At 34.2% G+C, this 19,725-nt stretch carries 25 protein-coding genes; 11 read left to right on the top strand and 14 right to left on the bottom strand.

The features are described 5' to 3' along the window. From AC3WOM_RS18795 to AC3WOM_RS18810, 4 genes are all read left to right on the top strand, one after another. On the top strand, positions 1–605 hold a 605-nt coding region (locus AC3WOM_RS18795; protein WP_492447929.1), incomplete at its 5' end, for an IS4 family transposase. 494 nt (positions 606–1,099) lie between these two features. Next, positions 1,100–1,462 carry a fluoride efflux transporter CrcB gene (crcB, locus tag AC3WOM_RS18800; RefSeq protein ID WP_492447930.1) on the top strand — a complete coding sequence of 121 codons (363 nt, stop codon included), beginning with the start codon at positions 1,100–1,102 and terminating at the stop codon, positions 1,460–1,462. Continuing rightward, positions 1,459–1,788: a fluoride efflux transporter FluC gene (locus tag AC3WOM_RS18805; RefSeq protein ID WP_427543451.1), complete on the top strand. Its 330-nt coding sequence runs from the start codon at positions 1,459–1,461 to the stop codon at positions 1,786–1,788. Before crcB ends, AC3WOM_RS18805 begins: the two co-directional genes overlap by 4 nt. Before the next feature lie 15 nt (positions 1,789–1,803). Beyond that, a complete protein-coding gene (locus AC3WOM_RS18810; RefSeq protein ID WP_427543454.1) occupies positions 1,804–2,148 on the top strand; it encodes a hypothetical protein in 345 nt (114 codons plus the stop codon). Positions 2,149–2,178: 30 nt separating this feature from the next. Here the strand turns inward: AC3WOM_RS18810 and AC3WOM_RS18815 are convergent, their stop codons facing one another. The 3 genes from AC3WOM_RS18815 to AC3WOM_RS18825 all read right to left on the bottom strand — a co-directional run bounded on the left by AC3WOM_RS18815 (position 2,179) and on the right by AC3WOM_RS18825 (position 3,547). Beyond that, positions 2,179–2,880, bottom strand: coding sequence for an SIR2 family NAD-dependent protein deacylase (locus AC3WOM_RS18815; protein WP_492447931.1), 702 nt, complete (start codon positions 2,878–2,880; stop codon positions 2,179–2,181). 128 nt (positions 2,881–3,008) lie between these two features. Continuing rightward, positions 3,009–3,209 carry a hypothetical protein gene (locus AC3WOM_RS18820; RefSeq protein WP_492447932.1) on the bottom strand — a complete coding sequence of 67 codons (201 nt, stop codon included), beginning with the start codon at positions 3,207–3,209 and terminating at the stop codon, positions 3,009–3,011. Between the two features lie 29 nt (positions 3,210–3,238). Continuing rightward, positions 3,239–3,547 (bottom strand): antibiotic biosynthesis monooxygenase family protein, encoded by a 309-nt coding sequence (locus AC3WOM_RS18825; protein ID WP_427543462.1) that lies wholly within the window; start codon positions 3,545–3,547, stop codon positions 3,239–3,241. 89 nt (positions 3,548–3,636) lie between these two features. On the opposite strand from AC3WOM_RS18825, the gene AC3WOM_RS18830 reads away from it, so the two are divergent. Continuing rightward, the gene (locus AC3WOM_RS18830; protein ID WP_427543465.1) at positions 3,637–4,326 is read left to right on the top strand and encodes an ArsR/SmtB family transcription factor; all 690 of its coding nucleotides are present in this window, start codon (positions 3,637–3,639) and stop codon (positions 4,324–4,326) included. A gap of 5 nt (positions 4,327–4,331) precedes the next feature. Here the strand turns inward: AC3WOM_RS18830 and AC3WOM_RS18835 are convergent, their stop codons facing one another. After that, positions 4,332–5,231, bottom strand: coding sequence for a DMT family transporter (locus tag AC3WOM_RS18835; RefSeq protein WP_427543468.1), 900 nt, complete (start codon positions 5,229–5,231; stop codon positions 4,332–4,334). Between the two features lie 144 nt (positions 5,232–5,375). Between AC3WOM_RS18835 and AC3WOM_RS18840 the strand changes: the two genes are divergently transcribed. Both AC3WOM_RS18840 and AC3WOM_RS18845 read left to right on the top strand, forming a co-directional pair. Continuing rightward, positions 5,376–6,047: a response regulator transcription factor gene (locus tag AC3WOM_RS18840; protein ID WP_427543471.1), complete on the top strand. Its 672-nt coding sequence runs from the start codon at positions 5,376–5,378 to the stop codon at positions 6,045–6,047. Next, positions 6,047–7,282, top strand: a complete 1,236-nt coding sequence (locus AC3WOM_RS18845; protein WP_492447933.1) for a sensor histidine kinase — start codon at positions 6,047–6,049, stop codon at positions 7,280–7,282. Before AC3WOM_RS18840 ends, AC3WOM_RS18845 begins: the two co-directional genes overlap by 1 nt. Positions 7,283–7,331: 49 nt before the next feature. On the opposite strand, the gene AC3WOM_RS18850 is transcribed toward AC3WOM_RS18845, so the two are convergent. The 7 genes from AC3WOM_RS18850 to AC3WOM_RS18880 all read right to left on the bottom strand — a co-directional run bounded on the left by AC3WOM_RS18850 (position 7,332) and on the right by AC3WOM_RS18880 (position 12,917). Next, the gene (locus AC3WOM_RS18850) at positions 7,332–7,886 is read right to left on the bottom strand and encodes a ferric reductase-like transmembrane domain-containing protein (protein ID WP_427543477.1); all 555 of its coding nucleotides are present in this window, start codon (positions 7,884–7,886) and stop codon (positions 7,332–7,334) included. Then, the gene (locus AC3WOM_RS18855; protein ID WP_492447934.1) at positions 7,887–8,786 is read right to left on the bottom strand and encodes an FAD:protein FMN transferase; all 900 of its coding nucleotides are present in this window, start codon (positions 8,784–8,786) and stop codon (positions 7,887–7,889) included. It abuts the gene before it with no gap. Positions 8,787–8,799: 13 nt separating this feature from the next. Further along, positions 8,800–9,042 carry a hypothetical protein gene (locus tag AC3WOM_RS18860; RefSeq protein WP_427543484.1) on the bottom strand — a complete coding sequence of 81 codons (243 nt, stop codon included), beginning with the start codon at positions 9,040–9,042 and terminating at the stop codon, positions 8,800–8,802. Between the two features lie 12 nt (positions 9,043–9,054). Further along, a complete protein-coding gene (locus AC3WOM_RS18865; protein WP_427543487.1) occupies positions 9,055–9,699 on the bottom strand; it encodes a copper amine oxidase N-terminal domain-containing protein in 645 nt (214 codons plus the stop codon). 161 nt (positions 9,700–9,860) lie between these two features. Further along, positions 9,861–10,475: a DUF2306 domain-containing protein gene (locus AC3WOM_RS18870; protein ID WP_492447935.1), complete on the bottom strand. Its 615-nt coding sequence runs from the start codon at positions 10,473–10,475 to the stop codon at positions 9,861–9,863. A gap of 418 nt (positions 10,476–10,893) precedes the next feature. Next, positions 10,894–12,282: an MDR family MFS transporter gene (locus tag AC3WOM_RS18875; RefSeq protein WP_492447936.1), complete on the bottom strand. Its 1,389-nt coding sequence runs from the start codon at positions 12,280–12,282 to the stop codon at positions 10,894–10,896. Between the two features lie 53 nt (positions 12,283–12,335). After that, positions 12,336–12,917 carry a TetR/AcrR family transcriptional regulator gene (locus AC3WOM_RS18880; protein ID WP_427543498.1) on the bottom strand — a complete coding sequence of 194 codons (582 nt, stop codon included), beginning with the start codon at positions 12,915–12,917 and terminating at the stop codon, positions 12,336–12,338. Between the two features lie 549 nt (positions 12,918–13,466). Between AC3WOM_RS18880 and AC3WOM_RS18885 the strand changes: the two genes are divergently transcribed. From AC3WOM_RS18885 to AC3WOM_RS18895, 3 genes are all read left to right on the top strand, one after another. Continuing rightward, the gene (locus tag AC3WOM_RS18885) at positions 13,467–13,889 is read left to right on the top strand and encodes an exosporium protein C (protein WP_427543501.1); all 423 of its coding nucleotides are present in this window, start codon (positions 13,467–13,469) and stop codon (positions 13,887–13,889) included. A gap of 407 nt (positions 13,890–14,296) precedes the next feature. After that, positions 14,297–15,214 carry a cation diffusion facilitator family transporter gene (locus AC3WOM_RS18890; RefSeq protein ID WP_427543504.1) on the top strand — a complete coding sequence of 306 codons (918 nt, stop codon included), beginning with the start codon at positions 14,297–14,299 and terminating at the stop codon, positions 15,212–15,214. Between the two features lie 405 nt (positions 15,215–15,619). Then, positions 15,620–15,733: a YjcZ family sporulation protein gene (locus tag AC3WOM_RS18895; RefSeq protein ID WP_427543563.1), complete on the top strand. Its 114-nt coding sequence runs from the start codon at positions 15,620–15,622 to the stop codon at positions 15,731–15,733. Between the two features lie 441 nt (positions 15,734–16,174). Here the strand turns inward: AC3WOM_RS18895 and AC3WOM_RS18900 are convergent, their stop codons facing one another. The 3 genes from AC3WOM_RS18900 to AC3WOM_RS18910 form a co-directional block, all read right to left on the bottom strand. Further along, entirely contained in the window at positions 16,175–16,876 is a 702-nt protein-coding gene (locus tag AC3WOM_RS18900) for a CPBP family intramembrane glutamic endopeptidase (protein ID WP_492447937.1), read from the bottom strand. A gap of 15 nt (positions 16,877–16,891) precedes the next feature. After that, positions 16,892–17,329, bottom strand: coding sequence for a MarR family winged helix-turn-helix transcriptional regulator (locus AC3WOM_RS18905; protein ID WP_492447938.1), 438 nt, complete (start codon positions 17,327–17,329; stop codon positions 16,892–16,894). A 377-nt stretch (positions 17,330–17,706) separates the two neighbouring features. Next, positions 17,707–18,891: a YhgE/Pip domain-containing protein gene (locus tag AC3WOM_RS18910; RefSeq protein ID WP_492447951.1), complete on the bottom strand. Its 1,185-nt coding sequence runs from the start codon at positions 18,889–18,891 to the stop codon at positions 17,707–17,709. Positions 18,892–19,060: 169 nt separating this feature from the next. On the opposite strand from AC3WOM_RS18910, the gene AC3WOM_RS18915 reads away from it, so the two are divergent. Further along, on the top strand, positions 19,061–19,690 hold the full coding sequence (locus AC3WOM_RS18915; RefSeq protein WP_492447939.1) for a TetR/AcrR family transcriptional regulator: 630 nt from the start codon (positions 19,061–19,063) through the stop codon (positions 19,688–19,690). Positions 19,691–19,725 lie beyond the last annotated feature (35 nt).

The raw sequence follows: 19,725 nt of genomic DNA on the forward strand, positions 1-19,725 counted from the left end.
CGAAAGAACATGATCGTGGTCAGCTTGAAATTCTCGTTGATGACAAGGAATGCATGTACGTGTTTGACCGAGGCTACTTAGATTATGAGCGCTTTGACCGCATGACAGATGATGGATTTTTCTTTGTCTCACGCTTACGAAAAAACGCCGTAACACGTGTGATTGAATCATTTGAAGTACCTGAACAGTCATCTGTGTTATCGGATGAAATGATTCTGATTGGCAACACGCAAAATCGTGCTGAAAATGTATTTCGCCGTATCAAAGTACTGGATCCAACTGGTAAAGAGCTATATCTGATGACGAATCGTTTTGATTTAAGTGCAGATGAAGTCGCTGAACTTTATAAGTCACGCTGGGCAATCGAACTGTTTTTCAAATGGATGAAACAGCATCTGAACATTAAAAAGTTCTACGGGCAAAGTGAGCAAGCTGTGCACAATCAGGTGTACATTGCAATGATCGTATACTGCTTAAACGTGCTAGCACAGCTTCACACAAACAGTTCACGGACGTATCTACAAATTACTAGGTACTTAAAAGCAGTACTATGGAAACCGGCACGTATTTGGCTTCGGAAAATAGAAGGAAATACAGTACCATAAGGATTTTGAACTGTAAGTTACCCCAGTCAACGGTTATAGTAAAAAAATGGATGTTTACTATCTCTATTTAAGTGCCTTTCATTTTCTTTAAAAACGGAAGAAATAGAAAACAGAAAATTCAATTAAAATTCACGCGACGTTAGTGATTAAATAATAATAAATATAATTCTATTTTAATCCTCCCTATATATACTAATCAATGGCTTTTAGATAAATTTATAGAAAAATCAGAAAATTTTCATTCTTTGGTAGCGGATTTTTTCGTTGTTTCAAAACTATTTCCACTATAATTATATTGTTATATTAATATCATTTCTATAGAATTAGGTATCTAAAATTTCCATAAATGATATCTCATGATAAAATCTTTATAGAATGTGAAACTTTAAATAGTGGAGCCCTCTGTACACTTTTACATATGTGTAGTCTTGTTCCAACAATACGATAAAATTACTGCCTGCTTGTACAGGATAAAATTTAAGGAGCGACTAACTTTGAAATCATTTTTAGCAGTTGGAATTGGAGGATTTTTAGGGGCTGTCAGTCGTTATAGTCTTAGCCTGACTTTTCCCACTACAGGCGGTTTTCCAGTTATAACACTTTGTATTAACTTAATAGGTTGCTTCTTTTTAGCATGGCTTTTTACTACTTTTCCAAAGCGCACACCCATTGTATTAGGCGTCGGGACAGGCTTTCTTGGAGCCTTTACAACCTTTTCGACATTTTCCTTGGAGACCCTATTACTACTACAAGATCATCAATGGATGCAAGCCCTGTTTTATTGTTTCATAAGTGTTATTGGCGGTTTACTTTGTGCATGGCTAGGACATAAACTGGCGAAGGGGCGTACCATATGATTCTTGTTGGTATCGGTGGATTTTTAGGTGCATTGACGAGATTTTATTTAGGGAAATGGATCGTTCATACATATCCATGGGCAACATTTTTCATCAATATAACAGGTTCTTTCGCACTTGGACTTTTGTTTGCATTACATCTAAGCGATTGGCTATGGCATTTTATCGGAATTGGTTTCTTAGGGGCCTATACAACCTTTTCAACATTTGGTTTTGAATCCTTACAGCTCATAGAACAGAAAAGATGGAGACATGCGATTATTTATATGTCTACGTCCATTTTGGTCGGAATACTTTTTGCGACGCTTGGATTTTATATAGTATAAGAAAGAGGTGATTTTTTGATACCGTCAACACACGATTTACAAATACTTGAAACTGAAATTGAACAAACATTATTTACCTTGATCGACTTAGAATTAGAAGAAAATTTTCAGGAAATGAACAGTCTCTTTTCGAAGTTACTCGCCAAAGTACAGGCTGCACAACTAATTGATTATAAGCTTGATGTACTTGTCGATCCTCAAATATTTGCAACAGAAACAAGTATTCTACTGCAAAGCTTAATAGAGGCAAAGGCTAGACCTCATAAAAGACAAAGACTACTTACACATCGAATGATTTTGAAAATATGGTTACGTAAAAACCAACGCTTTATGAAGGAGTTTTTACCACAAATGTTTTAGGCGCCTATCGATTTCTCGAGGCGCCTTCTTTTAAATTTGCACTTGTTGCAACACTTCTTTTGTTTTCCCTTCGATAATTAAATCAAATGGTATGGTATGCTGTGTTATATCTAAATTGATATAAACCGTTTTTCCTTTTGTCATCGCAGGGAGCTGATTCACAGGATACACTTCAAGGCTAGTACCTATGACAAGTACAAGCTCAGCTGATTTAATAGCATCCATCGATCTGTGCCAGCTCTCTTGGGGTAAACTTTCACCAAAAAGTACAACATTTGGCCGTAATTTCCCATTACAATGTCTACAGCTCTCCTTATTCAGAAACCATTCCATTGAAGCGGCTTGCTGACAGCGGTGACAGCGAATTGAGCGAATCGAGCCATGTAGTTCCTCCACCCTCTGACTACCTGCCAATTGATGAAACCCATCTACATTTTGAGTCATCATTAAAGATACAATCCCACGTTTTTCCCAATCCGCAAGAATTTTATGTCCCTCATGTGGTGCTACATTTTCTAAATGCTCAATGCGCAATTTATAAAATTCATGAAACAATGGATAATTTTCCATCAATGACTCGGTAGTGGCTACTGTACGAGGATCAATATTTTGCCACCATCCTGATGCTGAACGAAAATCTGGTATACCACTTTCAGTTGACATGCCAGCCCCTGTTAAAATAACTGTCCTTTTTGAGGATTGTAACCACTCCCCCAATCGTTCAATTGACATTTTTCATTCCTCCATTCTCACTAACATCTTAGGATATGAGCTAAAGAAGCGCTTATTATAGTAACAATGACGTCTTTATTTGATGGTCTCAATAGTTTTCAGCAAAATATAAAAGAACAGCTAATCATTCAGTGTTCTGTAAACTTTTCCACATATGATAGTAAACCCCGCCAGAAGTCATTAAAGCTGAAGCTGTGATAAGTTCCCTCTGTCTGCTCTTCAAGCTTCACCTGTTCTTTAAACTCATGCATTTGATTAATGCTAACAGGATTAGATGGATTGAAATTTTTCCGTTGTTCGTGCCATTCTTCTAAAATAGATGTAGTCATATAGTAACTCCCTCTATCATAAGGTTTCATTATTTGGTGAAAGAATATTCTTTCATGACCTGACAAATTTCCACATGATATTGCGTATACCAATTCTCTTTCCCAAATTGCTGTGCAACTAAGTGTTTGGTATTTTCCTTCCACGCCTGAATAGCCTCTAACGTTTCCCAATAGGATACCGTAATTCCCTTTCCCTCGGCATCTCTAACACTTTCTACACGAATAAAGCCTGGCTGCTTTTGTGCTAAGTTATCCATAGCTTCAGCCATCTTAGCATAGCCCTCCCCATCCTTTTCTGCTCTCTGTGATGTAAAAATTACAGCATAAGACATTTCCATGCTATTTACTCCCTCCTTTATATGTATTATTGTAAACGATAAATACTCTTACGAAAAATGAAACATCGATTGAGAAAGGATTGTGACAAATGAGTATTAATCCGAACATTGCAGAAATTGCTTCCCTTCTAGGCGAAACCTCAAGAGCTACAATGCTTGCTAGTATGATGGATGGTCGCTTCCATACAGCCAGTGAATTAGCATATATGGCCGCAATTAAACCTCAAACAGCTAGCTTTCATCTCGCTAAGTTAGTGGATGGCAAGCTTGTCAAAGTAGAAAAGCAAGGTCGCCATCGATATTTTCAGCTAGCAGGTGAAGACATTGCACAATTATTGGAATCCTTCCTCGTAATGTCTCCGCCACCTGAAGTGCGTTCATTAAAGCAGTCCAGTCAAATAAAAATTCTACAGGATGCAAGAACCTGCTACGATCATTTAGCTGGAAAATTAGGTGTGCAATTAACTGAATCATTACTTACCACTGGTTATTTAGAGCTAGACCAAAAACAGTTTGTCATTACAGCTGAAGGTACACAATTTTTTACTAATTTCGGTCTTGATTTAGATGAATTAAAAAGAAAGCGTCGTTCATTTTCTCATGCCTGCTTAGATTGGAGTGAACGACGATATCATCTTGGTGGAGCTCTCGGTCACGGACTGCTGACACATTTATTAAACCTAGAATGGATTACGCGTGTCCCATCTATCCGAGCTATTAAAGTCACTGAAAAAGGACGAGCTGGCTTTAAAGAAGTTTTTAACATGGATATAAGCTAGACTAATCAATTATCATCTGTTATCTCTCCACGGAGATTTTTCTTATCATTTGCAGTAAAATTACGATTTACTAAATAAATTCCTGCAATAATAAAGACACCTCCTACTACTAACGAAAGCTTGAGTGGATCATCTAATAGTGCCCAGCCTGTTAATACTCCGAAAAATGGGGCTAAAAACAAAAAGGCACTTGTTTTCCCAGGATCGCTATTTTGTAAAAGATAGTACCAGCCAGCAAATTGCACGATAGAGGATAAAATACTTAACCATAACAAAATAAAAATAGAAGTCTTATTCACAATAAAAAATGGCTGCTCAAGCAAGAAACTAGCTAGTAATAGAATTAAACCACCAAAAAGCATTTGATAGGCTGATAAAACCCAAGTATCAAATAAAACTCCCCATTTTTTTGCTAGCAATGTTGCCATTGCCCAAAAAACAGCAGAAAGAATACCAAAAATAAGTCCGATTTGTATGGTAACCTGTGCACCCATTGTAATCATCACGCCTACCAATCCTAGGACAACACCGCACCATTGATATGTGCGGTAGCGTGCCTTTGTAAAGAGAGTGGCAAATATTACAACGAGTAAGGGATTTGTAAATGTTAAGATGGAAGATTCACTTGCTGTAATCGTTCGCAAACTTAAAAAAATACAGCCCATAACACCAGCTGTTTGACATGCTCCAATTATTAAAATCTTCATCCAACTACCATTTGAGGTTGGATGAGGTCTCCTGAAAGCTATTACTATAACAGCCATTATAACCCCTGCTAGTATAAATCTAAGTGCAGCTAATAATAATGGCGATGAATAAGGCAGACCTAACTTAACAATGGCAAAGGAAGATCCCATTAAAAATGTAGTTAGGACTAATAATGCAATAAATTTATAAATATTCATAGTTGTCCCTCCTTTTTCTATATTTAAGTAACATTATAGATAGGAAAAGCTTCGACTCTCATCGAAGTATGGAATACATTTTCAGTTTCATGTCATTTTTAAAACGTATAGTTAGCTTGATAGTATAAACGGGAGGAAACAACCTTGAAAATATTATTAGCAGAAGATGATACAAGGCTTAGAAGAAATATTGTTTATATATTAAAAAAGGAATTTCATCTTGTTACAGAGGCAGATAATGGACAGGATGCGCTAGACCATACTCATACTGAGATATACGATCTTGTTATTTTAGACTGGATGATGCCAAAAATTAGTGGAATTGAAGTTTGCAGGCAGCTGCGACACACTGGGTTTAATGGTAGTATTTTAATGCTAACAGCAAAGGATGACACAGATGACATTATTAAAGGGCTTGATAGCGGTGCAGATGATTACATTGTAAAACCATTTAAAATGGAGGAGCTACTAGCAAGAGTTCGCGCATTGCTCCGAAGAAAAGATAAAATCATTGAACAGGTCATCCAAATAGATCATTTACAACTGTATGTAGATTCTCGTGTGTTTTTGTACAATAATAAAGTGATTGATCTCACTAAAAATGAATTCTTACTTTTAGAATATTTATTTATGAATAAAGGTCGTATACTCACAAGAGAACAAATTTGCATTTATATATGGGGCTACGATTACGATGTTTCGAATAATTCCTTAGACGCGCTAGTCAAGCTTGTTCGGAAAAAAATCGATGATGGTCAATCCAAATCACATATTCAAAATATCAGAGGGATTGGCTATAAACTGAGGGATAACTAATGTTTCATACAACGAGAAAAAAATTAGCTTACATCAATGCAACGCTTTATTTCCTATTATTTTCACTCTTTGTTATTGTTCTTTATTTTTCACTCGTTAAACTTATGGAAAATCAACAAATGAAGGAATTAGAAGATTTTTACGTAAGGCAAGAACATGATTTTTTTGAGCATGTTCATGCAAACAAAAAAATGTTAAGCTATGACCCAAATCGTAATTTTTTTTACTATATTTACACAAAGGGTCGTCTGTTTGTTCATGGCGATGAATCCTATAAGGGTCTGAAAGAACAGGTTGAAAAGGTCTTCTACTATAGCAGCCCAAGTGCTAACATTGTGAAACATTATAAATGGCAGGAGGAGCATTTTTTACTTGAAAAAAAACCAATTTTCAGCAACGATGAGGTAGTCGGCTATATTATCGTTGGTAAATCTGTAACGTCACAGCAGCACTTTTTCCAAAATGTAAGATATTTACTAATATTATTAACCTGTATTTCTACGGTCTTAATTGGGCTACTAAGCTATTATTTAGCGGGTAAAGCAATGATACCGATTCAATGGTCATTCAATAAGCAAAAAAAGTTTGTTTCAGATGCATCTCATGAATTACGGACACCACTCAGTATTTTTTATAGTTCACTTGAAATTTTAGAGGTAGAAGAAGCTAAACAGTTAAGCCCTCTAGGGAAGGAATTAATTGCGGACTTAAAAGATGAGGCTGAGATAATGAAAGAGCTAATTGATAAACTATTATTCTTAGCACGACACGATCAACAGCAGGTTTCTCCTACCAAAGAATTAATACCATTATCTACCTTATTTAAAAAAGTCAGTGTAAAATTTCAAAGGATTATGCCTTCTGATATACGATTTTCAACTGACATTCAAGAAAACATCCAGCTCCTTGGCGATGCTTCGAAAATACAAGAGCTGCTTTATATCTTATTAGACAACGCCATTAGATATACAAATAGAGGAGAAATAACACTTACGCTGTTAAAGAATCAAGACATTGTAAAAATTACAGTTGCGGATAGTGGTATGGGTATGACGGAACAGGAACTACCTTTAGTGTTTGAACGATTTTATCGAAGTGATACTGCTCGTCAACGAAATGGCACTGGTTTAGGACTGGCCATAGCAAAGGCAATTGTTCAGCAGCATAATGGAAAAATCTATGCAACAAGTCAAATTGGTAAAGGCACTACATTCCATATCGAATTCCCTTTGTGACATGTTAACATCAGCTTATCTCTTTTTCCAGGAGATAAGCTGATGTTTTTTATTTTTGATGTGATGTTGAAACATCTATCTTTTTCATTAGTTGACCTACTGTTCTCGCTCCCAAAATCGATAGTGTAAGCCCAGCGGAGATTAAATAAAACAAGAGAATTACAGGATTTTCTGAATCAGTTCCGATAAGCACTCCATGGGCAAGTGAAAATGCCCATGCTGGTAACACCAGAAAGTGAGTTTTTTTCCATATAGAGCGATTCATCGTTCGAATCCATAAATCAGATGTCAGGATCACTATTAAAAATAAATAAAATGCTATTGTCCCAAAAGCTGATGAAAATGGCTGATAGTTAGCTGTGAAAGGAAGTAAAATCTCTCCTAAACGATACGGCTCATAGTGATCTATTATTAGCACAAGCATATGCGCTATCACTGTGATTAACCCTAGCCACCCTGCATTTTGATGTATATGATAAATTAAATTTTTATGTGATTTTACAAACGATGATTTTCTTAACAAGCCAAAAATAATAGAAATAGTAAAGTAAAAATACGCTAAAAAACCTAATAATCGAATCCATTCCCATGTACTTGTAAGCATTTAGTTCACTCCTGTCATCTGCCAAGTAGCTGTTTGCCCCTCTTTCACAATAAAGCGTGCACTTTTCAGACAATTTTTCTCAAACCATTGCTGCAGCTCAGCTTCTTCCAATAGAAAGCAAAGTTTTGCACCAACCTCTGCATCACATAACGAGGATGTTACAACAGAAGCCTGTAAGACATTTGTCTCTACAACTTCACCAGTTTGTCCATTCAACAAATGATGTTTTTTTGTTGTCTCATACAGCCAGCTTCGATAAACACGATTAGATGTAGCAATAGCACCTGTTTTCATTTTAATCGAACTAATTTCCTGATCGATATCCAAGGCATCTGCAACACCGATTGTCCAAGTTTTTTCTCCAGCAGACCACATTTGCATATCCCCACCGCCATCAATTAGACCAAAATCAACAGCTATTTCTTCCTTCAACCAATTAGCCAATTTTTCTATGGCATACCCTTTAGCAAATCCGCCCAAATCAATTTCCAGATCAGCTACTTTCATAACTAACCGATCGCCTAGAAACTGAAATGGTTTCCCCACAGTCAGAGTTTTGTTTTGATAGATGTTGCTTTTAGCAGTTTTAAACGGGAAGGACTGATTGTAGCCATGCTGTTCTATTTGCAGTTTAAGATATGGTGAAAATAGACCATTAGAAAGCTGATAATATTGATCTGCTTGTAAGAGACAATCATATAAAAACGAATTTATGCGGAGCGTATCTCCGATTTTTAATTCATTTAGTTTTGATAATTCATTGTTTGGTTGAAACCTTGACCATTCTTTTGCTACGTATTGCAGCCATCTCTCTGCTTTTTCCTTCCAAGTGAAGTGTACACCTTTGGGCATAGCAATATAAAATTCCGTATTCATTATCTGCAAAGTTAGTGTATCCACACGACCAACTCCATTAAGTTCTTTTCGTTTTTCGCTCGCTTTTAACAGCTGCTTGACTTGTAACTTCAAAATTTGTCCAGTCAAGCTGCACGAGTTCTTTTTCTCTTTCTGTCATACTTTCCTGATCTAAATTTTGTATATTGTTCGAGCGTGATGTTTCAGCCTGTGTTGGGCTGTTCATTTGAGTTAGTAATGCTGCAGATAAAAGTACCCCCGATGCACCTAAAACCCATTTTGCCTTTTTCGGATCTTTCATAATCCTACCCTCCTATTTCGTAATTCGATGACATACAAATGCTTGAGTGCTTGCTTGCCATTCAGCTATATAGCCTAAACCGTTCGTGATTGTACTAATCGGTACATACAATTCTTCATTCACATAAAATGCTTGTGCAGGAATGGGTGCTTTAACGTTGTTATCATAGGCAACGTTTGTTCCAGCACGAAAAATTAATTCATTAGCTTGATCCTGAATATCTAATATTTTACTTGCTTGATAAAAGGTTGCTTTTGCTCCTAAAGCCTGTGCTATTGTTTTTCCAGGTACAAAAAATTCTCCATCTTTAGGAATAACAAAAACGTTTAATACCTTATTTGTTCCATCTAACTTAAAAGTAACATTCTGAGAATCCGTGAAAGGTAATATTTCTTTATCTGCCGTAACAGTTCGAGTCCAAATATTCCAGGTCCCTTTTTCCCTTACTGCATCTTGAAAATAATAAGTTTCACCTTCATTTTCATCATCATCGTAATATTCGTCATCATACTCGTAATCGTCGTCATCATCATCGTCATAGTCTTTATACTTTTCGTATTTTTTATCTTCATGCTTGTGATCATCTGCATGTACGACTACACCATTTGTTGTAAAGCTTGCGGCTATTAGAACGATTACTAAAGTTAATTTCTTCATCATCAATACCTCCCTTTGTTGTCATTGTAGAAATCAAAAATGAAAGGAAACTGAATTTTTTCAAACAATGTTGAAAAAGCCATTTCTATAAACAGATTTCACTGTACACAGAAATAGCTTTGCAAATCTACTACTATTCATTTTGTTGCTTATACTATGGTTTATAAGCATATTTTCTTCCTAATAATTATCTCTGCTACTAGCAGATTAATCATCCAGCATAACCAGACTGCTATGATATAGGAAATTTCGTAGGGCATATTGATTAAGCTATATGTAATGGCGACAATGATATAAATCAACATGTTCGAAAAGGAAAGGAAAAAACTTCGAATCATCCATTGACTATGCAAAATTACTTTTTGTTTCTTGATATACCAATAGCCAAGGCATGCCGTTGTAAGCCATAAACTATTTAAAATAAGAAATCCTATTGTACTTAGCCATCCCCCAGTGGCAAAAAATGAAACATAGAGACCAGGAATGAAATTTAAGATAATGGATAATACATAGAATCGACCATTCCAGCGATGGAATTTAATAGATTTAATTCGGATTTTTTTCATAATCCCTAATGGACCAGTAAGCAACGAAATAATAGCAAGCAAAATATGAAGTCGTATCATGAAGATCCACAGGGATTGATCAGTAAGAAGCAGATCCTTTTTAGAAATAAATTTTTCAAAAGTAGGGTCAACCATAAAATTTTTTGAAAATGTATGGAGTACCCACATAATCGAGACAATTAATAGCAATATACCAATGTTTCTTTTCATTCAACCTATTCCTCCATTAGGAAAATAAACTGCGATTTGTCATAATGAAAATAGCCAAAATAATGGATAATAATGTCACCCAACTATATCCTTTAAGCTTTGTCGCAGTTTCTAATAATTTCTTCTCCTGATTCTCTGCAATTTTTCATGTTTTTAAGGATCACTCCTATCAAACTACCAATAAGTATAAGTAATAAAATCGCTAGTATCATCCATCATTACAGAAGGATAAGATGAATACGTAACAATCATTCAACCTCCTGAAATCATTAAAAATATTACTGCATAATGACTTGTTCTAGTAAAGCTCAAAGTCGTGTTCAGCGCTGACTTTAATTCATTGCCTTTTCGAAATAAAAATGGTAAAACGAATTTATTGAAAGGCTCTTGTATTACTATATAATAATTGTTACAGGAATTAAGTATTTTTTATAGGATTTTTATAAAGGAGTGCTATGATAAATCCTCCTAGACTTAAAAGACTTGCCGTCATAAATGCAGCTCGTATACCATTCAGCATTGCTTGATTCATTGAAAGATCATGATAAAAACTGCTTGTACTACTCATTATAGTAACCAGCAGAGCAGTTATAATAGCCCCAACCACCATACGAAGAGTATTATTGACCGCTGTTCCATGTGCGATTAAACGTATCGGTAAAGCATTCATACCAGCAGTTGTTAATGGCATCATAACCATTGTAATACCAAGTGAAATGAAACTAAATATAGTAGAAATGTACAAAATAGTAGAATGATAAGAAAGAAAAATAAAGGCTATATTTCCACCTAAAATAAGACTAAACCCTGCTATTGCCAATAATCTTCCCCCTAATCTATCGAAAATTTTCCCTGCAATTGGAGAAAAAATACCCATGACTAATGCTCCCGGCAGCAGCATCAATCCGGTTTCTAATGCTGTTAACTCACGTACATTCTGCATATAGAATGTGAGTAGTATTTGTGAACCGACCATTAAAGAATAAACAAGAAATGATAAAATCGTTGATAAGGTAAAAATCTTAGACTGAAAAACCCTAAATTCTAAAATTGGTTTCTCTAGCTTTAATTGTCTTTGTATAAATTGCCAAAGTGAAATAGTACCAATACCTAGAGGAATCCACACTTCAAGATTATCAAAGCCCTTAGATCCAGCAATACTAAATGCATATAGTAATCCTCCCCAGCCAAATGAGGAATAGACAACAGATAATACATCCAATTGACCTTGCTGTTTCTCAGTAACATTTCGCATATAGAAAGCTACAATTAAAATAATGATTATTGATATCGGAAACATCGTATAAAATAAATACCGCCATGAGAACTGTTCGATAAGCCAGCCTGCAAGTGTTGGTCCTACTGCTGGCGCAAAACCTGTCACAAGTCCTGCTATCCCCATGATAGTGCCCCGTTTTTCTTTTGGATAAATTGTTATAATAATTGTTTGCATCATCGGCATAATAATGCCGGCACCACCTGCTTGTATAACACGGGCAAGAAGCAAAGTCATAAAATTAGGTGCGAAACCACCAATTAATGTCCCCACACTAAATAAAACAAGCCCTGTTAATAATAACATTCGGTTGGAAAATCTACCAATGAGATAGGCAGTAATGGGTATTAAAATACCGTTTGTTAATAAATAGATGGTTGTTAACCATTGAGCTTGATTGGCATCAATTTGAAAATCAGCCATTATAGGAGGCATGGCAATCATTAATAAGGTTTGATTCAAAATTGATATAAATGCCGCAGATAATAAAATGGCTACAATCCATTTATGTTTATAAGTGGATATATTCATTACTCTCTCCTCTTTGTTAGTCATAACTAACATTTTTGTCTAAAAAAATAGGGTTAGTTTTGTACCCCATTTAAAAATGTGTCTATTATATTATTAATATATATTGCTTCCTGATTTTGCAAAAAATGATCGTCCCATAAAGCAATCGAAACAAAAAAACCAAATAATGATGTTAAAAAAGTAATTGCTTTCTGCTCAGTATCAAATGGTCTTAGCTTTCCACTATTAATTTGATTTTCAAAATAATTCGCCAGTAAATTTTGCAACTTCTGAGTATTCTGTTTAGAAATCTCATCCATCAATTTAGGTAGCGTTCCTCTTTCTTGCACAGCAATTAAAAACAATGGCTTATTTTTATTCATAAAATGCAAATAAACTTCAGAAATTCTCTTCAAATCCTCTTCAATATCACCTATTAACTCACTAGTAAAGAAATTCTCAAAATATGGCACATACGAATATTCTTTCACAATTTCTTGTAATATCTCAAACTTTGTATTGAATTTTCTAAAGACAGTCATTTCACTGCAGCCAGCCTTCTCTGCAATTTCTTTCACTGTTATATTTTGATAACCCTTAGCAGACATCATTTCACAGGCTGCCTGTAAAATCTTTTGTTTAGTATGCTTCGCCATCTCATCCTCCTTATTAATGTTAGTCATCACTAACAATATATAAAGTTATGCTATGCTTGTCAATAGAGTGGCTCATAACGTAAATGATTGATTGTCCTTGCGGTAGATAATTCGTCATTTGAATAGAAAAGAAATAATTATGTCCATTTAAACTTCAAAGCTTTTCATTAAACAAAACCTAGTATCCGGGCTAACGCTGAGATTAAGATTTGTTTCCATCGTTGAACATTGTCAACAACTCGAACATAACTTATTACTTTATGACCTTTTACGATGCAAAATCCAAGTCCATAACGACAAAAATCTTCATCTGGTCCATTCTTTATAATGTCAGTGTTCAATATCATTAAACTCAAGCCATTTTTTGACTGCCTAAAGAGCTAGTCAAATAAGAATTTAATCTGGAGCCTTACACTAGACCTAATTCTAGGTCTGTTCAAAACATTTTTATTAACAAAATTTTAGAAAATAGTGCTTGTTGGGTTACTAAACAATCAAGCTCTATCAGAAAACATATCTTATAATATCAAACCAAAAGGAGGTGATAAAATGGTGCAAATTCTTGATTACAAAGCAATTGAACCTTTAAGTAGTTTTAACCCAGGAAATGCTTTTACAATTCCGCAAGCTCCATTTAGGGTTGTTTTAGCCTCAATTCAAATAAACATCCCCTCCACTGCTACAAGAAATAATCTCGTTGAGCTAGTTTCAACCGTGGGTGTGGAAGGCATTACAAATATTTCTCAAATTGTATTTAGAATCTTCCGTAATGGGAAAGAAATCTTTAATACGCAAGATGGAGTAGAATCAACTGGTTCAGAGCAAACCTATACCTTTACATTTCAAGCCATTGATTCCAATTTAATAGCTGGTGCCAACTTCTATCAACTTACTGTTGAAAATATCACTCCTAACACACAAGCAAACATAGTTGGTCCCATTTCTTTTAGTGGCTTAGCTATAAAGAATTAACGATAATAGTTCTTAGTAGCTTTTTTGAAGACCATCCATAAAAAGATGGTCTTCAACTATCTTCGTACAACCTATCCCCTAATATGGTACATAAATGTAAATGGATATTATTTTTTTTGCTAATCCATGTACTATTGGCATCATTTTTACTATATTTACGGCATTTGTTGCAGTTAAGGTTATACATTTACACCCATTTCAATTTTATGGAAAAGATTATTGGAGGATTTTATTTCACTACAGAACAGTTAGGACAATTTAAAGCTTTTAACCCTCCCTCATTGCTCCTAATATTTTAGATCATAGCTTTTGGGTTATGTGGAATTTAAAAAAACTTTGTCTAATCCAACATTTTTTCGTTTGCATTAATTAATAGATATTGGGAAAAAACGTTGCTATAGACCCACATGGAGTGTGGCTGTTATCATAAATTCATACTCATTAGGAGGTATTTCAATGTGAATTCTTCAAAAATCGCTTTTTTATCAGTTATTAGTAATTCTACTATTGTTATTTTAAAAATTATTGTTGGTTTGTTCACAGGATCAGTGGCAATTTTATCAGAGGCAATCCATTCATTTTTAGATTTGCTTGCTTCGTTAATTGCTTTTTTCTCTGTCAGAATTTCCAATAAACCAGCAGATAAAGAACACCCGTATGGACATGGTAAGGTTGAAAATATTTCTGGAACGATTGAAACTCTTTTAATTTTTGTTGCAGGAATTTGGATTATCTATGAATGTATTCATAAAATTATTACACCTACCCCAATAAGACTTCCAATATTAGGTATATTAGTCATGATATTAGGCGCCATAATTAATATTTTTGTATCAAGAATTGTATATAGAACTGCTAAAAATACTAATTCGGTCGCAATGAAATCAAATGCACTACATTTACTTACAGATGTCTATACTTCATTAGGAGTTGCCTTGAGTTTATTAATTGTCCATTTAACTGGTTGGTATATTTTAGATCCTATTATAGGTATAGTATTAGCATGTTTTATTATGATAGAGGCTTTTAAAATGATGAAAGAAGCATTTCCTCCACTATTGGATGCTAGATTGTCAAATGAAGAAGAAAGAGAAATTATACAAATTATTGAAACATTTAAAGATGAATATATTGAGTATCATGATTTCAGAACAAGACGATCGGGTGCTGAGGAATATATCGATTTTCATTTAGTAGTAGAATCGCAAAATAGCATAGAAAAAGTTCATAATCTCTGCGATCGTATAGAAGAAAGGATTAAAAATATCTATCAAAATGCCAATATTCTTATTCATTTGGAGCCAGAAAATGAAAAAATAAACTAAATTATATTATGTAATCAATGACCAAATACTCACCTAAAATGAAACCTTTGATTGATGAAAGCTAAAAACGTTAGTGCATTTTCTAAGCACCATCCCCTCTACAATTACAGTAATTTATACTTACATACAATGGGCTTGATGTAGTAAACTCTCACCTCGCCCATTGTCTTTTTTTATACATAAAAACCAAACCCAAGTAGATATGCCATTTAAATAGCATCTAATTTATTTCCTTGAAGGAAAAAGCTCATTATTGTTTATAATCTCTTAACAAAAAGAACAATCCTATTTTATTTCTAAATGTTTTTTTATTGGATGAGTACCTCTTAAATTTTCTACAGCTATACATATTATAGATCATAAAAGGAGGAATACTTTATGGGATACTATGGTAATGTAGGAGGCATAAATAACAATTGCTATTACGGCGGCAACAGCGGTTATAACGGCTCATCATTCGTCCTAATTGTTGTTTTATTTATTCTTCTAATTATTGTTGGCGCATCTTTCATGTATTAATCTAAAAAGCCTTTTATTTATTAAATCTAACACTACTTGTTATTCTTCTTAGTCTTCTAATTATTGTCTGTACTAGTTTCGTAAGAGCTTATTGATAATATCCAATAGAGTCTCTAATGCTTAGAATTAAAGAAATAGCCTTTCCTTTCTAATATTTATAAAGGGTCACTAACCTCCATGTGATCCTTTTAATTTCGTTATTATGAGCTAAAATAGCAGCTTAAAATTAGTTGGGTAACTGAATATTTTCACATCTTTGATGAATAAAGCCACCTAATATGTTCTCGATTTCAGTTTCATAGCTGTTGAACCTTGCTTCCAATTATGCTTGTAATCAATTTCCTATACTTTTTCTCCCATAGAATTTTTCATCAATACTTCTTGCCCTTCTGAACAGATACTTCATCGTACTCTTTTTATTGTTAATTATCCTAAGTTAAATCATTGTAATTTAGCATATTCACGAATTTGAATAGGCCACCATAGTAAATGAAAAAGCATATGGACTATTATAGCCGCTACTAAACTTCCATAAACAAAGGCTGCTCCTGCAAAAACACCCACCCAAATATTTCCGAAAATAGCATACACATACATGGATGTTTTTGGCTTACTGGTAACAAGCTTTATAGATGGTATATGGATGAGAGCAAATAAAATACTTGAAAAAGTGATTGCTATCCATACGCTAGTCTCATTGTTTAAATTCACTAATTGACACAACCAAATAAACAAGCTAAGTAAACTCCATCTAAATATGACTTCCTCTATAATTCCTCCATAAAATACACGGCTTAAAATACCTGCATTAACATAATAGTTTTCAATTTTATAATATTCTTCTCTTGTCAAATTAGGTACAAAGTACATATAGTAGAATAGTAAATTACCAATAGAACAAATAACTCCTAAACCGAAGCCATATGAAATTATCTTTATAGCCTCTATTTGTTGCACTACATCAATCTTAGGTACAATAAAAGCACCTATCGCTGAAAAAATAATGGCAGTAAGAATATGAATTATTAATCGTTGCCGATCAGTTACATCATCTTCTTTAATATAAATTTTTTCTGATTGATACATATAATAAATACCAGGTATGCAGATAATAAATACAATAATCATGTACACCCAATTCATAAAAGCTACTCTCCCTTAACTTTTTTGTTCTTCTATAATCACCTCGTAAATCTTGTTCACTACATACTCAAATTGATTGATTACTTCATCATCTAGCTTAGAATAGTATTTTGAAACTACCTGTTTATCCACCTCTTCATACAGTTTATATAGCTCTTCACCTTTCGAGCCAAGTGTTACATCAATTTTACGTCTGGATTCTGGGTTAATTGCCCGCTCAATGTAATGTCCGCTCTCTAATTTAGACAGTAATTGACTAATTGCACTAGCTGACATATTCATCTTTTCAGCCAATTCATTCACTGTTAAAGTTCCATGAACATGTACATGCTCCATAATCAAGGCTTGCTTTGACGTTAATTTATGTTCAAGTACTTCTTCATAGTGATTAAGCAAAGCATAATTTATCTGATCTAATGTTTGAAAAATATTCTTCATTCTTTCTTTTAACATAAACACACCCCAACAATTTAAATAATTAAATATTTTAAGTTCATAAAATATTTTATTAATTAAAATATTAATCTCACCAACTCCATTCTGTCAACTGATAATTGCTGCTACTGATTTATTATTCAAATAGTAAAAGCCACACCTTATTTGTAGTGAATCCCAAAAGTTAGACCAAAAATCTAACAGTTGGGGTGCAGTACATAGTAGATGTGACTTCATAGTGTTAATTGAACAGCCCCTTTCAAAAAGACGACTGCCTAAAATGGTTGGTAAAAAAACACAGTAAATATAAAGTGTTTTTTAGCTTAAGAATATTAGCGACCTATTTCACCAAAGCCTCAAATTAATGAGTGAAATTTTGTTTTGCCAAATTGCTACTATTCCTGTGTTGCTTCCTCTTTACTTACAGAAATCCTTAACGAAGATGCTAGTATGATAAACATACTAATAATGCCAATCCAAACAAGCGCTGATACAGAAGTGTTCCAAGACAATTCTTTTCCAAAGAAAAATAGCTCCCGTAAGCCCTCAGTCATAAACCGCATTGGTAACCAGGCATACACCCAATCACGATAAAAGGAGGACATCATTTCCCGAGGGAGTGCAAGTAATGGTCCGCCAAAGAATAGCATTAAAGCAAAAATAGCTATTCCTTTTATGCCAAACCATGAAAGAACCGCAGATATTAATAAAAAGAAACTAAAAGATGTAATAGATAAAAATAAGGCTGTATCCATATATGCAGGTATATGGATTCCTACCATCTCATCAGCGATCCAGGTAAACCCAAATCCTACTACAAGGGCAACAATTGCTCCTATACATATTTGCCCAATCTTTGCTGAAAGACTCTCTCTTCGCGTACTAATTTGGAGTTTATTTACAACAATAAACAAAATAGCTGTACTAGCCAAAATAGCCATCCATAAAGGTTGAAATAAAGAAACAGGAGCATTGCCATTAGCACTATTTTCTCCGATCTCGTTGACATTTGAGACCACTTTTGAAATAGGTGTTACTAAGGCGGATGCCTGTTCTACTGTCAATGTTCCTCCCTGTGCTTTGAACCCTTCTAGTAGCTGCGTGCGAACTTGATTGTTCATATTATCAACTATCCCGTTCAGTATTTGCCCTGCCATTGTAGAGGCTGCACTATTCATGCCTTGATTAATTAATATTTGTACTTCTGGCTTGGAGGGCACAGGAGTACGTAGAGATGCTTGTTTGTTACTAAAATCTTTAGGAATTACTAATGCTGCATAATATTTTTGCTTATCTAAACCCTTTTGTACCTCTTCTGTGCTTTTTATTACAATCCACTTTATAGCAGGCTCTTCATCTTTTGATGGTGTTCCAGAAGTAGTTTGTATCATTTCAACAATTGTTTTACCCATAATCATTTTTGCTTGATTTGGAACTTCAATTCCCTGATCTTCATTTACAATTGCTATCGGTAAATTTTTCGGTGTTGGTTGCACAGAAGGAAATAATGTTAGTGAAAAGATAAAAACAACGATCAATGCAATAATTGGTGCAAGCCATACCAGTTTATTTTTAAGCATTTTCATTTACCTCACCTCTTTTTGAGTTATAATAATGAACAACCTGTTGTTTATTACACAATAAATTATAAAATTGAGATTGTAACCATTCAATAATCAAAAACAAGAAAAGTGTCGTTTACAGAACACATTGAATACATGTGTCGGATAAAATTTTGGAGGGATTTTTTTGAAAGATAATTTCACGGATTTACGTGTTATTCGAACAATTGAGGCTATTAAAGATGCATTGGTTGAATTGATTGAAGAGAAGGGGTTTGATTCAATAACTGTAAAGGATATTACATCTAAAGCAAAAATAAATAGAGGGACTTTTTATGCACATTATCAAGACAAATATGATTTAATGAATCGATACCAAGAAGAAATCATGCTTGGGATGTCAAACATTGCAAAACAAAATATTTATAATTTAATTGCTGACCTTCATACGAATGGCACTACCTTGAAGCCATTCGAAATTGCTATATTAATATTTGAATTTTTAGAGCAAAATAAAAGGTTTATGAAGGCAGTATTAGGTCCAAATGGAGACCTATCTTTTCAAACCAAATTAAAAAACTTTATGTGGAAAACTTTATTTGAGAGTGAAGAAAGTCCGCTAAAACAAGAGAATATCCTTGTTCCAAGAGAATACCTTGTTTCGTACATTGCTTCAGCACATATTGGTGTAGTTCAGCAATGGCTGCTTAGTGACAGAAGGGAAACACCACAAGAAATGGCTAGGATATTATCAACCATCACACTAAATGGACCTTTTTTTGCAGCTGGCTTAAAAAGTGAAATCAGAGGATTATAGCAAAAAAAGATTCTTTGAATTACCTATTGATGTAA

Source organism: Lysinibacillus sp. FW301-JW8 (assembly GCF_058788755.1).